Source organism: Paenibacillus sp. J45TS6, from assembly GCF_018403285.1.
Lineage (GTDB): Bacteria > Bacillota > Bacilli > Paenibacillales > Paenibacillaceae > Paenibacillus.
The window spans coordinates 65104-86123 of sequence record NZ_BOSJ01000011.1; the positions used below are offsets into that span (position 1 = coordinate 65104).

The 21020-nt window shown below is 43.3% G+C and carries 20 protein-coding genes; 5 read left to right on the top strand and 15 right to left on the bottom strand.

Features of this window, described 5'->3' with window-relative positions; genetic code table 11:
* Window positions 1-27 precede the first annotated feature (27 nt).
* Both KJS58_RS16430 and KJS58_RS16435 read left to right on the top strand, forming a co-directional pair.
* Window positions 28-930 (top strand): LysR family transcriptional regulator, encoded by a 903-nt coding sequence (locus KJS58_RS16430; RefSeq protein ID WP_160034853.1) that lies wholly within the window; start codon window positions 28-30, stop codon window positions 928-930.
* 18 nt (window positions 931-948) lie between these two features.
* Window positions 949-1758 (top strand): histidinol-phosphatase, encoded by an 810-nt coding sequence (locus KJS58_RS16435; RefSeq protein ID WP_213534018.1) that lies wholly within the window; start codon window positions 949-951, stop codon window positions 1756-1758.
* A 161-nt stretch (window positions 1759-1919) separates the two neighbouring features.
* On the opposite strand, the gene KJS58_RS16440 is transcribed toward KJS58_RS16435, so the two are convergent.
* The 8 genes from KJS58_RS16440 to KJS58_RS16475 form a co-directional block, all read right to left on the bottom strand.
* Window positions 1920-2882 carry a DMT family transporter gene (locus KJS58_RS16440; RefSeq protein WP_213534020.1) on the bottom strand — a complete coding sequence of 321 codons (963 nt, stop codon included), beginning with the start codon at window positions 2880-2882 and terminating at the stop codon, window positions 1920-1922.
* Window positions 2860-3462 carry a GNAT family N-acetyltransferase gene (locus tag KJS58_RS16445; RefSeq protein ID WP_213534022.1) on the bottom strand — a complete coding sequence of 201 codons (603 nt, stop codon included), beginning with the start codon at window positions 3460-3462 and terminating at the stop codon, window positions 2860-2862. Before KJS58_RS16445 ends, KJS58_RS16440 begins: the two co-directional genes overlap by 23 nt.
* A 31-nt stretch (window positions 3463-3493) precedes the next feature.
* Window positions 3494-4267, bottom strand: a complete 774-nt coding sequence (locus KJS58_RS16450) for a metallophosphoesterase family protein (RefSeq protein ID WP_213534024.1) — start codon at window positions 4265-4267, stop codon at window positions 3494-3496.
* Between the two features lie 56 nt (window positions 4268-4323).
* Window positions 4324-5274 carry a metallophosphoesterase gene (locus KJS58_RS16455; protein WP_213534026.1) on the bottom strand — a complete coding sequence of 317 codons (951 nt, stop codon included), beginning with the start codon at window positions 5272-5274 and terminating at the stop codon, window positions 4324-4326.
* Between the two features lie 32 nt (window positions 5275-5306).
* A complete protein-coding gene (locus KJS58_RS16460) occupies window positions 5307-6131 on the bottom strand; it encodes an AAC(3) family N-acetyltransferase (RefSeq protein ID WP_213534028.1) in 825 nt (274 codons plus the stop codon).
* Between the two features lie 180 nt (window positions 6132-6311).
* On the bottom strand, window positions 6312-7085 hold the full coding sequence (sdhB, locus tag KJS58_RS16465; protein WP_213534030.1) for a succinate dehydrogenase iron-sulfur subunit: 774 nt from the start codon (window positions 7083-7085) through the stop codon (window positions 6312-6314).
* A 50-nt stretch (window positions 7086-7135) separates the two neighbouring features.
* On the bottom strand, window positions 7136-8878 hold the full coding sequence (gene sdhA / locus KJS58_RS16470; protein ID WP_213534032.1) for a succinate dehydrogenase flavoprotein subunit: 1743 nt from the start codon (window positions 8876-8878) through the stop codon (window positions 7136-7138).
* A gap of 23 nt (window positions 8879-8901) precedes the next feature.
* Window positions 8902-9564 (bottom strand): succinate dehydrogenase cytochrome b558 subunit, encoded by a 663-nt coding sequence (locus tag KJS58_RS16475; RefSeq protein ID WP_213534034.1) that lies wholly within the window; start codon window positions 9562-9564, stop codon window positions 8902-8904.
* 246 nt (window positions 9565-9810) lie between these two features.
* Between KJS58_RS16475 and KJS58_RS16480 the strand changes: the two genes are divergently transcribed.
* The gene (locus KJS58_RS16480; protein WP_213534036.1) at window positions 9811-10734 is read left to right on the top strand and encodes a LysR family transcriptional regulator; all 924 of its coding nucleotides are present in this window, start codon (window positions 9811-9813) and stop codon (window positions 10732-10734) included.
* Here the strand turns inward: KJS58_RS16480 and KJS58_RS16485 are convergent.
* The gene (locus KJS58_RS16485; protein WP_213534038.1) at window positions 10724-11389 is read right to left on the bottom strand and encodes a potassium channel family protein; all 666 of its coding nucleotides are present in this window, start codon (window positions 11387-11389) and stop codon (window positions 10724-10726) included. The two genes, KJS58_RS16480 and KJS58_RS16485, sit on opposite strands and share 11 nt — an antisense overlap.
* 19 nt (window positions 11390-11408) lie before the next feature.
* The gene (locus tag KJS58_RS16490) at window positions 11409-12740 is read right to left on the bottom strand and encodes a TrkH family potassium uptake protein (RefSeq protein ID WP_191802018.1); all 1332 of its coding nucleotides are present in this window, start codon (window positions 12738-12740) and stop codon (window positions 11409-11411) included.
* A gap of 385 nt (window positions 12741-13125) precedes the next feature.
* Between KJS58_RS16490 and KJS58_RS16495 the strand changes: the two genes are divergently transcribed.
* Entirely contained in the window at window positions 13126-14835 is a 1710-nt protein-coding gene (locus KJS58_RS16495) for a CPBP family intramembrane glutamic endopeptidase (protein WP_213534040.1), read from the top strand.
* On the opposite strand, the gene uvrC is transcribed toward KJS58_RS16495, so the two are convergent.
* Window positions 14804-16717: an excinuclease ABC subunit UvrC gene (gene uvrC / locus KJS58_RS16500; protein ID WP_213534042.1), complete on the bottom strand. Its 1914-nt coding sequence runs from the start codon at window positions 16715-16717 to the stop codon at window positions 14804-14806. The genes KJS58_RS16495 and uvrC overlap by 32 nt on opposite strands.
* Before the next feature lie 190 nt (window positions 16718-16907).
* Entirely contained in the window at window positions 16908-17222 is a 315-nt protein-coding gene (gene trxA, locus KJS58_RS16505; RefSeq protein WP_191802012.1) for a thioredoxin, read from the bottom strand.
* 233 nt (window positions 17223-17455) lie between these two features.
* Between trxA and KJS58_RS16510 the strand changes: the two genes are divergently transcribed.
* Window positions 17456-17614: a YqzM family protein gene (locus KJS58_RS16510; RefSeq protein ID WP_191802010.1), complete on the top strand. Its 159-nt coding sequence runs from the start codon at window positions 17456-17458 to the stop codon at window positions 17612-17614.
* Window positions 17615-17750: 136 nt separating this feature from the next.
* Here the strand turns inward: KJS58_RS16510 and dnaI are convergent, their stop codons facing one another.
* The 3 genes from dnaI to KJS58_RS16525 form a co-directional block, all read right to left on the bottom strand.
* Window positions 17751-18707 (bottom strand): primosomal protein DnaI, encoded by a 957-nt coding sequence (gene dnaI / locus KJS58_RS16515; RefSeq protein WP_213534044.1) that lies wholly within the window; start codon window positions 18705-18707, stop codon window positions 17751-17753.
* Between the two features lie 79 nt (window positions 18708-18786).
* Window positions 18787-20322, bottom strand: a complete 1536-nt coding sequence (locus tag KJS58_RS16520; protein ID WP_213534046.1) for a DnaD domain protein — start codon at window positions 20320-20322, stop codon at window positions 18787-18789.
* A gap of 267 nt (window positions 20323-20589) precedes the next feature.
* Window positions 20590-20883, bottom strand: coding sequence for a YuiB family protein (locus tag KJS58_RS16525; protein WP_213534048.1), 294 nt, complete (start codon window positions 20881-20883; stop codon window positions 20590-20592).
* Between the last annotated feature and the right edge of the window lie 137 nt (window positions 20884-21020).

The following is a 21020-nucleotide window of genomic DNA, read 5'->3' on the forward strand; positions in this document are numbered from 1 at the left end:
GCACTCTTCAACGTCAGGAGGCACGTTATGAACATCAGTCAACTGGAGACACTGATCACCATTTCTAAAACGATGAGCTTCCGCAAAGCCGGAGAGCTACTCAATCTAACGCAACCTGCTGTGTCGGCTCAAATAAAAAGTCTGGAAGACGAGTTTCGTACGGTGCTGGTTGATCGTACGCAGCCCGTAACATTAACCGATCGCGGCATGGTATTTCTAAATCATGCGGAACGGATTCTTGATATTGTGGATGAACTCAAACTTAAGCTCTCCGACCTCGATCAAAATCCGCAAGGACATATTGTGCTTGGAACAACGACTTCGATCGCAATTCAGATTCTACCGCGAATTCTGTCCTATTTTCAGGATCAATTTCCTTTAATTAAAACCAGTATTCAGTCCATGCCCTCCTCCCAAATTTATCAGCAAGTAGAAAATAGCATGATCGATGTGGGAATCGGTTATCTTATTGAACGTAACCCGAATTTAAATACGTCTGTACTTTACTATGATACGTTTGAGCTTGTGGTCTCGCCGCATCATCCATTAGCACAGAAAAAACATGCAACCATTGATGTATTAGGCACAACCCCCTTAATTATGCTTTCTCCTGATACCGTAGGAAGAAAGTTTGTTGATGACATTCTGCAGAAGCATCAGATTGAACCCAATGTCGTTATGGAATTATCCAGCAGTGAAGAGATCAAAAGAATGGTGGAGCTTAACCTGGGCGCGGCAGTCATCTCCAAACAGTCAACAGCAAGTGAACTCCGCTCAGGCTCCCTAGTTATGATCCCGCTTAGCGAGCTTGGTGTCGCTCATCCCGTTGGCGTCATCTACAAATCCACCCGATATTTAAACTCCGCGATGCAGCAGTTTTTAAGTGACCTGAAAGGCATGCCAGAAACTCAGTTTGTCAGTTCCGAATAGAATAGGAGGACTCTACCCTTGAAATTTGATCTGCACACGCACCACGTTCGCTGTGGTCATGCAAACGGAACCATAAGGGATTACGTTGAAGCAGGAATATCTGCAGGCCTTCAAGTGATCGGCATTTCTGATCATACCCCTTACTTTGGAAGGGAAGAAGAACAGGCTTTTCCCAAAATTGCGATGGCAAAAAGCGAACTTGTAAACTATGTAGAAGAAGTACTCTCTCTCAAGAAAGAATATGCAGGAAAAATTGATGTTCTGCTTGGCATTGAGTCAGACTTTTTTCCGGAGTTTGCCGAAGTGTATCGCGAGACGCTAAACAAGTATCCGTTCGACTATATTATTGGTTCCGTACATAGTACGGGAGGAGTTAGTATTTTTAACAAAAATCGTTGGAAGAATCACGATGAAAAGGCGAGAATCAAAGTCAAAGAAACGTATTATGATTTGATTCGACAATCTGCCAAAAGCGGGATGTTCCAAATCCTTGGACATATTGATGCAATGAAAGGGAATTACCCTGACTTTTCTAAAATACCGGCGGAAAAAGCAATTGATGATACGCTTCAGACGATTGCGGAAGAACGGATTGCTATTGAGATTAATACATCCGGCAAAACCAAACTTAGCGGCGGCTGGTACCCTTCTGATGAGATTCTGGAACGGGCTCATCACTACGGTGTGTATGTTACATTTGGTTCTGATGCGCATAAACCAGAGCGTGTCGGTGATGAATGGGAAGAGGTTCGCAGCAAGCTGAAAGAAATCGGATTTGAAAGTTGGGTCTATTTCAAACAAAAAGAAATGCAAGTTGTTCCGCTCTAGCTTGACTCCAGATAAAAAAAGGGACCCGGTGAGCTCGCTCACGGGTCCTAACTGCATTTTATATTATCAAAAAGGGGGTCATGAGATCAGTTTACCCTGTCTCTGTTAGAGTTTAGTGTCAGCAATATTTCATTTGTGTAACAAGATATGTTAATGCGATATCATGGGGTGTTATTCGTTGTTTTTAGCCGCTTCAAACGCTTGTCCGAAACCGATCGATTCACAATGATTATACCGCTGACCACGAGCGATAGAGATACCGCAATCCAGCCTGACAGCTGTTCCCCGAGGATCAGAGAAGATAAAATCACTCCGAATACGGGAATGAGAAATAAGTACATCGAGACCCGGCCTACTTCATTATATTTCATAATGGTATTCCATAATCCAAAACCAGCAGCTGACAACAAGGCAAGATAAAATAAATATAAGAATGTTGTTCCGTCCATTGGAAATGGGGCAAGTCCAGTAACAGGGACACTAACGGCAAGCAGCATCACTCCGCCGAGCATCATCTGTCTTCCCGTCAAAGATAAGACGGGTTCATTTTTACTTTCCTGCCTAGCGAGTACGTTCCCTACTCCGCCAAACATCGCAGAACCGAGCAGCAATAATTCTCCCCATCCAAAAGATATCTCCATATTCCCATTTCCGATCCCGGCAGCCGCAATACCTGCAAACCCAAGGAACAAACCTGATATTTTCATCAAAGTAAGTCGCTCTGATGAGTCAAACATCCGAACCGATAACATTTGAAATAGGGAAGTGGAGCCGACGATAATAGACCCTTGTATTCCTGTACTGTAACTAAGTCCTACATAGAGCAGCAGATACTGAAGAAATGTCTGAATGAGTGCGAGCCGGCCAAGCCGTCTCTTTCTTATTCTTTGACCCGCTCCGCTCTTCTTTCTCTGGAACAGATAGTGAAATAGGATTAGCAGTAATCCTGCCAGTGTAAAACGGTATCCTGCAAACAACCACTGCTCGCTAACATGAGCCGCCTCGATATCAAGCGCTGCATAACCTTTTTTAATGACAGGCATCGCGCTGCCCCACAGTAACGTGGCCACTGCTGAACTTACGACAATGCCTGCCGGATGTCTAAACCAATTTTCCGCTTTCATGATAACCTCTTCTATTATGTCTGTATTGTTCCCTGTCGATCTCATAGACAAGAATGTCTTGCTTCTGCATTTGAAGCAGGGAAAAGTGCTGTTGTGTCTTTTTATGGGTAAAACCGCTTCTCATCAGCAGTTTCTTGGAACGATCATTCTGCTCATGAATTCTTGCTTCCAGCTGAGTAAAATCAAACTCCTCAAAACCAAACCGGATCAGCCGCTCTAATGCTTCTGCCGCATATCCTTGACCCCAATACGCTCGATTAAACATATAGCCAATCTGTGCTTGCTTTTGCGACTCTTTCCACTGCTGAAAGGAGATAACCCCGATTAGATGCCCTGATTCCTGCAAACAAATTCCGTAGTGTATGGATTCCAGTTTTGCTCCAGATAACCGAATTTCTTTCATAATGCGCCTTGCACGGATCTTGGTCGGCAAGTTTACACGATTTAAATATTGAATCACTTCACTATCGTTTAAAAATTGAAAGATTACCTCGTCATCTTCAGGCGCCAAAGCTCTCATACGCAAGCGCTCTGAAGTCAGTACCGGCAAACCCTGTCTCAGCGCAAGTTTTGTAAACATGAAAGTGAGTGTACTCCTTCTTCGAAAAAAGTTACTTGCCTTGTAATCCGCGATAAACTCCAGTTCGAATCTCATTGATGTATAGATCAATATTAGGTGCATCCGATTGTAGTGCTTTCGATACTTCAGCTTCAATATCATAAGGTACACGAACAAACTGCACATTAAAAGGCAGAGGCTCGCTTGGAGCATTGGTTTCAAGTTCAGCTTGTTCTTCGCTAGTTCCCTCCATAATACAGTAGGAAGCCTGCGGCAAATCAAGGGGATTGCCGACACTGCCTACATTGAATAACAATTTACCGTTCAAATACTGTAAGTAGGCATTGTGGACATCACCATAAGCAACGACATCCGGCTCTCCAGCATCCATTTCCTGTGAGGCAGTCTCTGAAATAGCCCCAAACATCCCCATTCTTTCTTCGAGTGTATCCCATGGCTGTACTCGGTGATATACACTCGTAGACGAAGCATGAACGAGCCGAATCAGTCTGCCGCTTAGCCGAAAGTGATAACTGAAAGGAAGTGCTGCCAAGTAGGATAACCGCTCCTCCCCGAGACTCTCCGCATGCCACTCAAAATGTGGACCTGGCTGTCTCTTTGCAACAAGTTCATCCCAATTACCACGCACAACAACTTCACAATTCTGACGAACAGAATCCACAGCAGAGATCGAGTCAGGACCTTTGCCAACCAGATCACCCAAACAAAAGATGCGGGTAATCCCTCTTTTACGAATATCTTCCAGAACGGCATTCCATGCCGTCATGTTGCCATGAATATCGGAAACAATAGCGATTCGCTGCATGTTATCCTTCCTTTCTGCCCTCTTTGCCGAGCTTTACTTCTACGATGCCATAAATGTTACACATGAAAAATGGTCAGCTCCGGTCTGCACAGAAACCGTATAGGCAGCTGAGTCATTCCGACTCCACGATTCACATAAACAGGCATGGATTTTCCTTTTTCACCTGTATAATACAGTCCTTGAATGTACTTTTGAGAACCCCTTGGAGTGGTAAGTGCCCCTATAAAAGGTGCTCTAACCTGACCTCCATGGCTATGTCCTGATAATTGCAGATCATAATCGTAATCCTTCGCGATATCTGCATAATCAGGCTCGTGCATGAGCAGGATAGCAAACGTTCCTTTTTCCAGCCCTTTGCGGGCCGCTTCAGGATCAGGTACTCCGTTTAGTGCATCATCTATTCCTACGATGGCTATTTGTTCTCCCTCGCGCTCCACAGTGATATGCTGATTCACAAGTAATGTGAACCCTGCTTCCCTGTACATTTGAGCGAGTCGTTCATATTCACGTCCCCGATAATCATGATTACCGAGTACGGCATACTTGCCTAGCGGGGCTTTCATTGATTGTAACAGTGGAATACATTCTACCATGGGCTCCGCTCTGCCTTCTAACATATCTCCAGTAAAACAGATTAGATCGGGAGTTTGTCTGGCTAGTGCTGAAGCAAGACGCTCCATATCCGATAGATCCATATGAAATCCCAGATGCATATCACTGAAATGAGCAATTTTCATACCGTGAAAAGCTTTGGGCAGCCGCGGTAATGTAAGCTCCACATGCTCTACTTCAAGTCGCCTTGGCTCCCATAACCACGCATATCCTCCTGTAAAAATGCCGGCACTTGCTGTAAGAGCAAGTTTACTTGCTTTTTTAAGAAAACGCCGACGGGAGGGATCATGCACTTTCTCTTTTCCTGGGAAAATCGCTGGGACCGTTTCGCGTCCATCTTGTGGTCGCACCGGTTTACGGTCATTCTGCTCTGAATGCACTCGTTTTTCCTTCATTGGAGGTCCCCTTTCTTCACCTAGCCCATCGCTTAGGTTTCCTTATCCATCTTTCTATTTGTACTCAACCATGTTTTTGCATAATCAACCAAGGCACGCTGCGGTGCCATAAAACATGGAGCCCAGCGAATCTGAACTTTATTATAAGGCGAAACTGCGGATTGCTCATAATCCGAACCCAGCTTTTGAAAATCATCAGAGTTAATGTTGTAGTCTCGGTATGTAATCCACTGCTTTACTCCATTCGATAGAACAGGTGCACGGTGCTGGACTTCTTCCTTACCTGCATAATGGGCTCGATATTCAGCTAGATGAAATGAAGTATTCCGCTCATGTCCGCAGCCAAGTAAGACAACGTGTGCATCCAGTTCATATAGACGTCCTAAGGGGGATTGTTCCCCGAGACTGTAATCATAACTGTGGTCTTCTAATATATAGGAAGCCATCGGTCCTGATGCAGCAAAAGACACATGCGGATGTCTGCTGCGGCGGGTATTTTTAGACTGCCGGAATGCATCTACAATGACGCCCATTCCTGCGGTTTCCGTGAGATCGGGTTCATAGGCTGGCATCTCATCCCGAATCAAATCCCACCATTTGGAATCAGCCGGTGGATTCATCCATGTAGAAGGATCTGTCAGATCCATCGATTGGGTAGGCATAACTATTGTTCCTTCCGGTCCAATCACATCTTGGAGCGCTAAAACAACCGCTGGAGGACCGCCTGGGACCCAACCTCCAAGACTCTTCATTGAAGAATGGACAAGAATCGTCATTCCGGGCCTCAGTCCAAGTTTCGTAAGTCCTTCCGCTATTTCAGAACGTGTGACGGGTCTTTCTATAATGGCGTCTGCCATAGAGATGCACTTCCCTTCTAGTGATTCAAATTATACCATAATCTAAATTTAAGTAAGGAACTTAGGTACTGCAGGATAACATGCTGTATCCCCTATATAGAAACTTATCTTTGTTATTCCAAACAAAAGAACCCCGTGCATAAAGAACGGGGTTCATGCTCTATCGTTACTACTCGTAAGTTACGCGCCAAGCCAACGTTTAAACATATGTTTTGTTGTGTCTTTGTTCATCTCCGCGATGGAAGTGGTGAGCGGAATTCCTTTTGGACAAGCGCGTACGCAGTTCTGAGAGTTACCACAGCCTTCGATACCACCGTCGTCCATGAGTGCATCCAGTCGTTCTTCCTTGTTCATCTCTCCTGTTGGGTGAGAATTAAACAGGCGAACCTGCGAAATGGCAGCAGGACCGATAAAGTCTGTTTTTTCATTTACGTTTGGACAAGCTTCAAGACATACACCGCATGTCATACACTTCGACAGCTCGTAAGCCCACTGACGTTTCTTCTCAGGCATCCGAGGACCTGGACCCAGGTCATAGGTGCCATCAATTGGAATCCATGCCTTAACGCGTTTGAGCGCTTTAAACATCCGGTCACGATCGATAACCAGGTCACGAACGACCGGGAAGGTCTTCATCGGCTCAAGTCTGATCGGTTGTTCGAGCTGATCCACCAGCGCCGCACAAGCTTGGCGGGGTTTCCCGTTAATGACCATAGAACAAGCGCCACACACTTCTTCCAGACAGTTGGAATCCCAGCAGACAGGGGCAATTTGTTTGCCCTCTATGTTCACTGGGTTCCGCTGAATTTCCATCAAAGCACTAATTACGTTCATCCCCGGGCGGTACGGAAGCTCGAATTCTTCATTATACGAAGCGGAATCCGGCTTATCTTGACGGGTAATAATAAACTTCACAGTTTTAGATGATTGTTTTGTCACCGTAGTTTCTGCCATGATGTTTCCCTCCTCACTTATTACTGCAAGATTGCTGCTGATATCCTGACTTAGTCTTTAGAGTAGTCGCGAATACGCGGCGGAATGAGCGATACGTCAACATCCTCATAAGAAATCTTAGGTCCTTCTTTACTCCATGTAGCGATACTTGTTTTTAAGAAGTTTTCATCATCACGTTCTGGGAATTCCGGTTTGTAGTGCGCCCCGCGGCTTTCGTTACGCAATAAAGCACCCAGTGTCATCGCTTCAGACAGCTCAAGCATGTTCCAAAGTTGTCTTGTAAACGAAGCGCCCGCATTGTTCCAGCTCGATGTATCGTTAACATTGATGTTCTTATAACGTTCTTTCAGTTCTTTAATCTTACCGATCGTTTGCTCAAGCTTGTTGTTGTGACGAACAACCGTCATGTTGTCTGTCATCCACTCGCCCAGCTCTTTATGAATAACATAGGCATTCTCGCTGCCTTGCATTTTAGTAATTTGATCATATTTCTCTGATTGTTGTTTTCTATATCCATCAAAAACAGAAGAAGAAACATCTTGTGTCGATTTCTTCATTCCTTTGATGTATTCCACTGCTTTCGGTCCTGCAACCATGCCACCGTAGATCGCTGATACCAAAGAGTTTGCACCCAGTCGGTTTGCACCATGATATTGATATTCGCATTCACCGGCTGCAAACAAACCAGGGATATTTGTCATTTGGTTATAATCCACCCACATGCCGCCCATAGAATAATGAACTGCAGGGAAAATTTTCATTGGAATTTTACGCGGGTCATCACCCATGAATTTCTCGTAAATTTCAATAATTCCGCCGAGTTTTACATCCAGTTCCTTCGGATCTTTGTGAGACAGGTCAAGATAAACCATGTTCTCGCCATTGATTCCAAGCTTCTGACTAACGCACACATCAAAAATCTCACGAGTCGCAATATCCCGCGGTACAAGGTTACCGTAAGAAGGATATTTCTCTTCAAGGAAATACCATGGCTTGCCGTCTTTATAAGTCCAGATTCGGCCGCCTTCACCACGCGCAGACTCAGACATCAGTCTTAGTTTGTCATCGCCAGGAATCGCAGTCGGGTGAATTTGAATGAATTCACCATTCGCATAATTTACACCTTGTTGATACACAGCACTTGCAGCTGTTCCTGTGTTAATTACGGAGTTTGTTGTTTTACCGAAAATAATACCAGGGCCGCCTGTTGCAAGAATGGTTGCATCTGCTGCAAAAGTAACAACTTCCATGTTACGCAGATCCTGAGCTACGATTCCGCGGCACACTCCCTCATCATCCACAACAGCTTGTAGGAACTCCCAATGTTCATGCTTGGTTACGAGTCCTGCTGTCTCCCAGCGGCGTACTTGCTCATCCAGTGCATATAGGAGCTGTTGTCCTGTCGTTGCACCCGCGAACGCAGTACGGTGATGCTTCGTTCCACCAAAACGGCGGAAATCAAGAAGTCCTTCCGGCGTACGGTTAAACATAACACCCATCCGGTCCATCAAGTGGATAATACCCGGCGCAGCTTCACACATCGCTTTAACGGGTGGCTGGTTTGCCAGGAAGTCTCCGCCGTATACGGTGTCATCAAAATGTACCCAAGGTGAATCCCCTTCCCCTTTGGTATTAACGGCTCCGTTGATACCGCCCTGTGCACACACGGAGTGAGATCTTTTTACAGGTACGATCGAAAATAAATGTACATGGACGCCGGCTTCAGCTGCCTTAATGGTAGCCATTAAACCTGCCAGACCACCGCCCACTACGATAACGTTAGTTGTAGCCAATTCAGTTCACTCTCCCTTAAACCTCAGACTGTCTTCAATATTTGAATAAAAGCGGACGCTTCATCGAACTCCACGCCGCGGAATGCGAATAATGATGCGATAAACATAACGGAAACGAGTGCAAACATGCTCATACAAATATAAGAAGATACGCGCTGCGAACGTGGTCCGCGTGTGATCCCCCAGCTTACCAAGAAAGACCAAATACCGTTTGCAAAATGGTATGATGCGGATACTACACTGATCAAATAGATAACAAAGAAGATTGGATTCATCACGATATCGTGCATCACACTGCCCAGCTGCTCATGTGTTACATTCCCAAGAGCTACCTGAACTCGTGTCTCGTATAGATGCCAGATTACAAATACAAACGTAATGACACCGGAAATCCGCTGCAGAGTGTATCTCCAGTTACGTTCGTTACCAAAGCGTCCCACATTCGGTTTCGCCTGATAAGCAATATACAACCCGTAAACACCATGGAACAGAAGCGGCAGCCAAATTAAGAACATCTCCAGGACAATTACGAGCGGAAGACTGTTCAGAAAAGCAACCGAATCCTTAAACGCTTGCGGGCCGCCCTCAACGGCTGAAAAATTCGTGATTAAGTGCTCGAGGAAAAACAAGCTCAGCGGGATGACACCAAGAAGCGAGTGGAGCTTTCTCGAATAAAACCCTTTCATAAATTGACGTTCCCCTTTCCCATGTACAGCGTTTTCATATTTTGAATTGAAAGATCACCGCATTACCCTTTGCGTACAAAGGGATCGACAAATTGCTCCATATTCCTACTTGTGAACAACTTGTGTCTTGTTTTATGTTACCTCTTTTTCTCTTATAATGGAATTGCAATATAATTATTACATGTTATAACTAAAAGGTATAAGCATACATTCCTGATCCAAAGGATCTATTGGAGGTGCACGTATATGTTTGAAGAAATGCAAGCCTTTGCTACCGTTGTAGAACAATCCAGTCTGAATCAGGCATCCAAATTACTAAATCTATCCCAGCCGGCTTTATCACGCAAAATAGCCAAGCTCGAAGGTGAGCTTGGCGTGACACTCTTTAATCGGAAAGGAAAAAGGCTTGAACTGACAACCATCGGTCGTCTTACTTATGATTTTGCACTGGAGCAGCGTCAGCATCAATTAAAATTTCTGCAGTCCTTGGCTCAGTTTAAGGATGACACCGACAGTATCATCACACTAGGAGCAAGTCTTACAACGCTTCAAACCACGCTGCCTCCCCTGATCTCGGCTTTTATGGATAACCATCCCCATGCAGAGATTAAGCTCGTCACAGGGAAAACACATGAGATTGTATCGGCAGTAAGAGATCGGCGAGCGGATGTAGGCATCGTTGCTTCATCCATCAGTGAGCCAGGTCTAAATTGTTGTCCTTTATTTGAGGATCATCTTGAACTTGTAGTCCCCAGCACTCATCCGCTGAGCGGAAAAGAATCGTTCATGGAAGATTTACAGAAACTGCCGATGATTACTTTTTCCAAGGGGACATGGTACCGTAAATTAACCGATGATCTGTTTCACCGAACAGGGATTATGCCTGACATTCGTATGGAGATTGATTCCTTTGAGGCTATTATCCGACTACTTCCTACTTGTAAAGCAGCTGCTCTACTCCCTAAATCCTATGTAAGACCGCAGCTACTGTTAGACAATGATCTTGTCACCGTTCAGATCGCCGAGCTGAAGCAGACGCTGCGTACGACCTGTATGATTTACGGAAAAAAAGAAGAGCTCAGCGCAACCGCCAAGCAGTGGATTCAGGAAACGACTGAATTTTTTGCATGCCCGCCGCTCACGATGATGCGTCTTCCTTTTACTCGTTAATTACTTCTTCTTCGAAACGATCAATATTGGAATGGGTACCGATAATGACCATAATATCTCCGCTGTTAATGGCATCAAGTGCAGTAGGGGCGATAATTACGCCATCTTTCTTTTGCAGAGCGACCACACTGCAATTGAAACGTGCTCTTGTATTTACCTCACTTAGAGTTTTACCGTTCAAATGCTCTGGAGCTGTAATTTCAACGATCGTGTAGTTATCCGACAGATCAATATAATCGAGCAGATTGGGAGTAACAAGCTGATGAGCGACCCGCTTACCCATATCCCTTTCAGGATAAACTACACGATCGACTCCGAGCTTCTCCAGCGCCCTGCCGTGCAGTAAGGAAATTGCTTTAGCAATGACTTTTTTTACACCGAGTTCTTTTAACAAAATCGCACTTAAAATACTCATCTGCACATCATCGCCAATAGCGACAATTCCGCAGTCAAAGTTTCGGACACCAAGCGAGCGCAGCATGTCCTCGTCTGAAGCATCCGCTACAACGGTATGAGTCAGCACATCACTCATGTCATTTACGATCTCTTCATTGCGGTCTATACCGAGTACTTCATATCCTTTTTCAACGAGTTCCATTGCAAGGCTCGATCCAAAACGACCAAGCCCCACCACTACGAATTGTTGTTTCTTCATCTTTATATTAATAACTCCCTTACCCTATAATGATCTTGCCTTCAGGGTGCCTGTATAGTTCTTTATTTTTTTTGCTAAGCGCGTAACCTAGTGTAATCGGACCAAGACGACCGACAAACATCGTTAAACTGATCAATAATTTCCCAATCGTTGAGAGATCCGGTGTAAGTCCCATGGAGAGACCGACCGTCCCAAAGGCAGAAGTGGTTTCAAATAAGATTGCTAAAAACTGACTGTCTTCCGTTGTCGATAGAATCATCGTTACTCCGATAACCACCACCAAAGATAACATCGTAATCGTCAATGCTTTAAATATTCGTTCTTGCGGAATTCGATAACGGAACATCACCACATCATCTTGTCCTTTAACCATGGAGATAACTGCCCCTATAAGAATCGCAAATGTTGTAGTCTTGATCCCTCCGCCTGTTGAGCCCGGGGAAGCACCAATAAACATCAATATAATTATGAAAAACTGAGTTGCTTGCCGGAGTCCGGCAATATCGACCGTATTCATGCCCGTTGTCCGAGTGGTTACTGACTGAAAGAATGAAGCGAGTATTTTGCCCCCCGCATCCATTTGTCCCAGTGTCCTAGGATTGGTAACCTCCAGAATAAAAAATACGACAGCTCCGAAAATAATGAGAAACGAAGTCACAGAAATGACTACTTTAGAATGTAAAGATAATTTTCTAATCTGACGTATTCCGACTAAATCAGACAAAACCACAAATCCAAGACCGCCAAGAATGATGATAGCCATACTAACGATATTGATGACCGGATCATTTACGTACAGGGTTAAACTGCGGAAATCGCCAAACAAATCAAACCCAGCATTATTAAACAAAGAGATCGAATGAAACACACCAAAATAGAGGGCTTTGCCAAACGGCATATCAAAAGACCAGCGTATTGTTAAGATGAGTGCTCCAATCAACTCTATAGAAATAGAGTAAAATAATACTTTCCTTACCAGTTTTACAATGCCTTCTATCGAATTTTGATTTAAAGCTTGCTGTAAAATAAGCCGTTCACGCAGGGATATCTTCCGCCGAAAGACAATCGCGATCAGAGTCGTCATTGTCATAAATCCCAGACCGCCAAGCTGAATGAGTACAGCAATCACCACTTGGCCAAATACAGAAAAATAATGTCCCGTATCCATTACGACAAGTCCAGTTACACATGTTGCCGATGTTGCCGTAAAAAAAGCATCTATAAATGCGATCCTTTCCCCTGTCGTATTAGCAATCGGAAGCATCAGCAGCAAAGTACCAACCATAATAATTGCTGCAAAGCCGAGCACTAATATTTGAGGCGGGTTTAATTTAAAGATACGGGCAGTCATGTTAAACACATGTTCACCTCATTCATTAGCTTCAATTAAAAAGAGAACCTTTTCCGAGCAATTTGTATAGCTCTAGGTAATGGTTCCCCCTGTTTTTTCTTTTTAGGATTTATTCTGCCCATGACCATAAGAAGTTCATCCCCGATTATAAGTCTTTCCCAATCATGAACACAAAATGAAAGAACCGATAATTTAAAAGAAATTCATTCAAATTAGCATAAATTCATCCATAAAGATTAGATTATAAGACATTATTGTATATTTACAAGCTTATAAAGGCTTTATCATAGATTTGCTCGATCCACTCGCTTTCACTAAGTGGCTATGCTATCTTTACAGTAAACTTATTATGGCGATTTACCTGCAAATTACAAGGAGGAATAACATGAATCGAACAGGGCAACCCCTTGTGCTTACCCCCAATTTTAAGCGGCTTTGCGTGCTGGGAGCTATCGGCCTTATTTTGTTTGTTGTCTTTCAGATTTTACCAGGAACTGCGATGCAGTCCACTGAACAGCAGACACAGAAGGTGATTACAAAACAAGAAGCCTTTGAGGCAGCTCTGCCTTATGCACAGCAGCAAGTAGGAATTATAGCAGCCAATGTCTCATATGAAGATGTACTTGTCACCTATAAGTCTCACTCCGATCTCTACGGCTATCTGGTAGATAATAAGTTGCTTGTTTCTTATAACGAACAGTTTAAACAGCAATATCCTTATGATCTATACAGTGTAAGGATACCGGATTCAGAAGGCGGGCAGGTGACTGTCGATGTACATATGAATACGGGGATACCCGTTAGCTATACTCATGAGTCCCCTTCTTCTTCTTATGTGGACCCCGAAGTGCTTCCCGCATCTCAAGTAGAAGAAGCGCTGCTAATCAACCGAATGGCAGAAGGAGGTATTACCTTATCAGAAAAGCAGCAACTAGCTGCTCCCATCTTAGCCGCTGCAGGTTATACACCCAGTAAGCTGAACCTTAAAAATACGGATGAATCGGATACAGGCCTTATCTATACGGATCCTTCCATGAAAATTGGCGACTCTGTTCTTGAACTTCGATTCACCTTTGAGAATGGAGAAATACGTTCATATGAGCCTCAGTTCTCTGTTCCGGCAGCTCATACAGCCTATGTAGAAAAACAAACGTCTCAAGCCACCATAATGACGCTTGTCGGTTACGGTTTATTCACCTTACTGCTTGGTGTTCTAGCCATTGTCTACAGTGTCCGTACCCGAGCATACACCTCTTTTAAACGAGGAATCTGGCTATCCATTTTGTACTTCCTGTTTACCATGATCGGTACCTTTAACCTGCTTCCCACGTTTCAGGCAGAAGGCTATTCAACGGCGATGCTTATCATACTGCTTAGTATACAAGCATTGTTTACACTGGCGATGACTTGTCTCGTGTACTTCTCCCTTGTGGCTGGTAATGGACTCTGGCGTAAAGAAGGAATGAATCTATGGCCGCAGGCCAATGAAGAAGGGTATGGACGTTATGTACTAAACAGTATGTTTTCCGGTTACCTCTGGGCATTCGCTTTGTTAGGGCTCCAATCCATCATTTTTATCTTTTTGGAAAAGGGTCTTGGTTCCTGGTCAACAACTGATGCAAGCCAGTCACCGTATAACATGCTCTATCCATGGCTTATGCCTCTACTTGCTTGGATGGCTGGCATTGGAGAAGAAGCTGTATATCGTCTGTTCGGTATCCGTATGTTCAAAAAAATGGTGCGCAGCACCATTCTCGCAAGTCTGATCACTTCTGTGATCTGGGCAATGGGACATACGCTGTACCCGATCTATCCTGTCATTACAAGACCGATTGAACTTACCATTATCGGACTCGTGTTCAGCTTTATTATGATACGATACGGATTTATTACTTCCATGTTTAGTCACGTTATATTTAACAGCATTCTCATGGGAGTAAGCTTGATCATGATGATGGATACAGTAAATGTGTTCGCGGGTGTTTTCTGGATCATTCTTCCCGCTATTGTGGGTTACATTATATACCGATTTAATCCCGCACCTAAAAAAAAGAAGCCGTTATTCACGGCTCCTCATCTTGAAGAGAATCAATAATTTGTTTGGCTAGTTTATCGCCAATGGAAAGAGGCCGGAAGTCTTCAATGCTGGCCTCTTTAATTTTGCGTAAAGAACCAAAATGTTTGAGTAACATCTTGCGTCTCTTCTCCCCGATTCCTGGAATGGAATCCAGCTTAGAGACAACCATGGATTTACCCCGCTGCTCACGGTGGAACGTAATGGCATAGCGGTGAACCTCTTCCTGGATCCGGTGAAGAAGATAAAATTCCTGACTGTCGCGAGCAAGCTGCACCGTTTCGTAGGTATCGCCTTTCATTAGCTGCGCAGTCTTATGTTTTGCATCCTTTACAAGTCCGCAAACCGGAATAAATAACCCTAACTCATCATGCAAAATCTCCTGAGCTGCTGATATTTGACCTTTCCCGCCATCGACGATAATTAGATCAGGTCGCTTCAAGTCTTCCTTCAGCACCCTTTCGTATCGGCGCCGTATCACTTCACGCATCGTCTCATAATCATCAGGTCCTTGTACTGTCCGAATCTTATATTTCCGATATTCTTTCTTCTCTGGTTTTCCGTCAATGAATACCACCATACCAGATACGGGATTTGAACCTTGAATATTTGAGTTATCGAACGCTTCAATCCGGTTTAATGACGGTAATCCAAGGGCATCAGCCAAGCGTTCTGCTGCTTTGGAGGTCCGTTCTTCAGTCCGTTCAATTAAACGGAATTTCTCATCAAGAGAAACTTTCGCGTTTTGAATCGCCATGGTTACCATTTGACGCTTGAGTCCGCGTTTTGGCAGAAGCACTTTTATACCAAGCCAATCTTGCAAAAGTGCAGCCGCAGAAATCGGGTCATGCGTTCCAACGGATTCCGCATTTTCGGATCTCAATAACGCTTCGGCTTCATCTTTTTCTTGATCTTCCTTATGATCCATTTCCTCTGCTACAGGAAGGAGAATCTCTTTAGGTAATGCAGGATTGTCACTATAGTACTGCGTTACGAAGGATATAAAATCACCGTAAGCATCCCCATAGAACGGAAAAGTCGTCACATGTCGTTCAATCATTTTCCCTTGGCGGACATATAAAATTTGAACACACATCCACCCTTTATCCACAGCAAAACCAAATACGTCCCGGTCTTTATTATCTGCGGTCGTAATTTTCTGTTTCTCCATAAGCGCATCTATGCTCATGATCTGATCACGTAATTCTTTTGCCCGTTCAAAATAAAGATCTTCTGCGGCTTCATGCATTTTTTTCTCTAAATCTTTTTTTATTTCTTCATGACCACCGCTAAGAAAAGAGCCGATCTCCTGACTGATGCCCTCGTACGTTTCCTTCGGTATTTCTTTCACACATGGAGCCATACACTGACCCATATGGTAATAAAGACAAACGTCTTTAGGCATCACACCGCATTTACGAAGTGGATACATCCGGTCGAGCAGCTTTTTCGTCTGATGTGCGGCATAGGAGTTTGGATAGGGACCAAAATACTTTGCTTTATCCTTGAGAACTCTCCGCGTCACCTCTAACTTGGGATGGCGTTCATTCGTTATTTTTAGATAAGGAAATGTCTTGTCATCTTTTAAAAGCACATTATACTTCGGTTGATGTTTTTTTATGAGATTGAGCTCAAGTAACAATGCTTCTTTGTCACTGTTTGTGACAATATATTCGAAGTTGCGAATATCCGCAACGAGTCTTTGTGTTTTTCCATTATGACTGCCTGTAAAATAAGACCGTACCCGATTCTTCAAAACTTTGGCTTTACCTACATAAATAATCGTTCCTTGTGCATTCTTCATGAGATAGCAGCCGGGAAGATCCGGAAGTAAAGCGAGCTTATGCCTGATATTCTCAAGTGCTTTTTCTTGTTCTTCTATGCTCTCCAAATGCGAATCCATCGCGGTTTCCCCTCCTAACCATGAACTAAGCTTTATATAAAAAAGGATCTCATCCTAAATCATTTATCGAATACATGTTCTTATCTCATAGTATAACTTCTGTTTCTTCTATTCAAGTGGAAGCCTATGGATTACATAAAAAACGCCCCTGGCATAGATGCCAGAGGCGTTTCCCTAATCACAAGCGGTATTAGTGCTTGGAAATCAGGTTTTTCAGGTTTTCTTTGGAGTTCAGTCCAACAACTTTATCAACGGGCTGACCATCTTTGAACAGAATCAAAGTTGGAATACTCATTACGCCAAAACGGGAAGCAGATTCAGGGTTCTCATCTACGTTCACCTTAGCAATTTTAACGTCATCGCCAACGTCAGCAGCAAGCTCTTCCAAGATTGGAGCAAGCATTTTACAAGGACCGCACCAAGGCGCCCAGAAATCTACAAGAACCGTACCTGTACCTTCAACTTCAGTGTTAAAGGATTGATCGGATACATTTACAATAGCCATGAGAAAGTCCTCCTTCTATATCATGCACAAGTATTATTTAAACACCTTATCGTTATCATAAACGATTACTTTATTATAGCATATAACGATGTGTAATGCGAAACGTTTGATCATTTCCTAACCTTACAATTTCTTTACAAAATCTTCCTATAACCGTTATACTTGAATAAATTCGTACACGCTGTTATCTGAAAGATCTTCAGCGTATACAGTCTTATGAAGGAGGGTCCATCATGGAACCAAAAGTGCTTCGTCCTTATGATCCACGTTCCCACAAGAATGAAGAACCCCGTAATGATTTATTCGATCTTATGGGTGGATTTTTTGGCATGTTCCTGTTCATGACGGTCATCTTTTTTGGAATGGTCATTATTAAATTCCTGATCAGTTAGGCACCGAAGATCCAGGAGACACCAAAGTCTGATTCTTTCTCTATGAAGAGATAGGATCAGACTTTGTTTATTTTGCTGCTTAGAGCGATTTATTATTCAGTTTTTCAAAAAGAAAGTTCCACTGTCTTATCTAACTTTATCCTCGATGTTTTCCCCGCTGATTCTCTCCACGTACAGGAACAACTTCAACAAAAGGCCGGATACGGTCCATGAGTCGTTGCCCTTTGTGTCTCTCTTCCCCATCCTTGCTTGTAAAACTCAGATGTTGTTCCAAACTTTCCAAACTGTAATTGGAGGTATAGAACGTTGGTTTACGGTTCATTCGGTAGTTTAAAATGGACCCCAGAACATGATCGCGTACCCATGGACTTAAGTTCTCTGCCCCGATATCATCGAAAATGAGCAAATCACAATTTTTTAACATTTCCGTTGTTTCTTTTAGCTTCTGTCCTTCCTGAATCATGGATTTCAGATCTTCCACAAAATCAGGCATGTAGACGATCACACCCGTATAACCAAGAAGAGCAAGTTCATGAAGCAAATACCCCATTAAAAATGTCTTCCCTGTTCCAAAACTTCCTTCCAGGTAAAGCCCTTCTGGAGATAAACCATTTTGCTTCGTATCATTAATATAACGGAACACTTTATTCACAGCAGGAGCACGCTGGAGATCTTTACGTAAAATCTCTGCGACATTATATCCTTCACTTAAAGTACGCTCATCCACATAGAAACTGCGGATTCGCTCTTTCACCTGCTTGTCATGATCGCTTTTCAGCTGTAGAGAACAAGGTGTCTTCTTATCTATAATTTCAGGTTGTCCATTAAAATATTCAACCGAAAGTTTGGAATAATGACCCTGAAAATCATTGGGGCAATTCGCAAGTCCCGGACAATTAGCACAATGATTACGGTCTTTGGCGTATTGATAAAATTTACTTAATGAGAGCTTAAACTTCATATCATCCACTTCAGGATGTTCTTCCCTGAATTTTTGCACATAGGGATCTGCTTTAACCTGATCTTCAATGCGCTTTGATTGCTGACGAAAGGATGGATTCAACTGTTGCAAAATGGGGCCTAAAGATTCCATAGGTATAGTTTGCGCCCACCTTTCTTCTTAGATTGTTAATTAAACTCGCTCAGCTCCGCCAAGCGTACCTAACCGAAACTCAAGAAAAAGTAGTTCGTTTCGCCTGCATTTCCTCTGCAAAACGAATCATTTCCTCCAGTTCTTCCTCACTTACTACATCCGTGTTGCCTGTATCTTGAACAATAGGAATTTCGGGTTTTGATCTTGTCTGCTGTTGATATGAACGAGGACGGCTTGGTTTAGAAGTCCGTTCTCCAGCTCCCGTTTTTTCTTTGTTCCCTTTTATTTTCGCTTGATCCCGAATATATTGAACTGCTTTTTCATAAGTATAAACTTGTTTTAGCAGCATATTTGAAGCTATAGCTTCCACAAAATTACGATTGATTCGCTGATCGCTACCTGTTACAAGCATCGTCATCAGATAATGGATCAGTACATTGATCACTTCTGCTGGCAGCTTATAGCTCAGATCAACCTTCTCAAAAATATCAATCAAATTATCCGGAACAGAACCTGGGAAGAACGTTTGTAATAGACGTAAATAAGGCTCGTTCCTAAGCATCATATTATATTGATGAATATCACATTTGGTCGCAAATTGAGGTGGAACCTCCAGATAGTACTCCATTTCAACGACATGTTCAACAGGCAGTTCATCGCTTGGTTCACTCTGCGCTACCTGACGAAGATTAACCACTTTGGCTGCATGGATACTTTGTTCTTCTTTCCGTTTCTTCCCTTGCCGGAATGTTTGACTCGCCAGTTGCTGAAGTCGATCTAGAATGACCTCGCCCTGCTGATTAAACACACCATCTTCATCAAGCAATCTGCATACATCTTGAACACCTAGGCTATATTTATGGACTACATAATTAATAATCCCCAGCTGTTCGGTATCAAATCTAAGATGTTCCACATGACGACGATTTACGGATTCCTTCGGGAACCGAAGAATAATATCTGAATAGTTCAGTTTGCTTTCTTCCGGTACAGAAACAATCGCTTGATCGGCTCTGCCGCTGGATACTTCGGACAAAGCTTGTTCAAGCTCATAATCAATTACATGCGTATTCAGCTCGAAAATCTCGTAAAAAGGGACCGAAATATTTTCTTTATTCATAGCAGGCATTCCAAGATCCGGGGCGTCTTCTGTCCACAACTGGGACCGCAAAGCCAGCACGGCAAACTTGCCAATTCGATCTCTGAGAAGCAAAGTCAAATGCTGTGTCCTGAAAAACTCTCCAGGCGAAAGCGGTGGACTAAGCTCATATTCATAGGTATATTCATCTGTCTCTGGTACATACACCCGTGATGTTTGTAAAAGACCGACCGCTTCCAGTTTGGAAGTTTGTTCCATCAGGAACGACCGCCCCTTTTCACTTGGATCTATTCCCAAAGTCAGAAATAATTTACGTTGCTGTTCCATCCCTGAATAACCAATCTGATCAGCTCTTACATGCTGAAACAGCAAATGGTACAGACTGATGGCAAACGCGCCTACCATCGGCTGATAGGCAGAGCTGAGCATCCGTTCGTCCAGGCTGCTAAGGCCAAACTCACGGAAAACGCAGTAACGATGATTTTCTGTAAAGTGAAGCATATTCTTCACGCGCATTGCTCATTACTCCTTCTCTCCGATTTGTAGTGAACTCTATTCTATCATAAAAAGGGCCGGCTTAAATCTTCAAATATAGCCAAAATCCCTGCTTAATCTTTCCGCTATTCCCTCTTATCTGACAAATGTTCGCATTCCCTCTGTTTTTGAAATAGGGTGTTTCATTGTACTCTACTATTCTATGAAAAGGAAAGCGTTTCATGACAAAACCCTCTTCTCAAGATATGAAAAGAGGGCCAGTATACACCTAGATATAATATTGTAAAATCAAAACATTTTGTAGCCGCCTAAACGCAGCTTTTGGATCGTCCATCCACTAAGAATCGCACCTGCCACACCGCTGAGTCCGATTAAATAATCAACAGGTCCATAAGAACTCAGATGTGTACCGAAACTGCTGCTTCGATCCCACATGGAGAAAATGACAATGGGTATAAGGACAATGATAAATAGATAAGCAGGAAACCAAGTCGTTTTCATGAGCATATTCAAAATAAAGCCGATTCCAAACATCATAACAAAAAACAAGATCATAAGCACGAGCACAGGTAAAAACTGCATTCGCTTACATCCTCCTTCTTTCTACCAAATCATGAACTACCATCCATAACAGATAATAAATAGTGTAACCGAAAATAGGTGTCTCGGCAATGAACTTTCTAGGTTCCGCAAGCGTATACCGACTTTTAATGAGATCT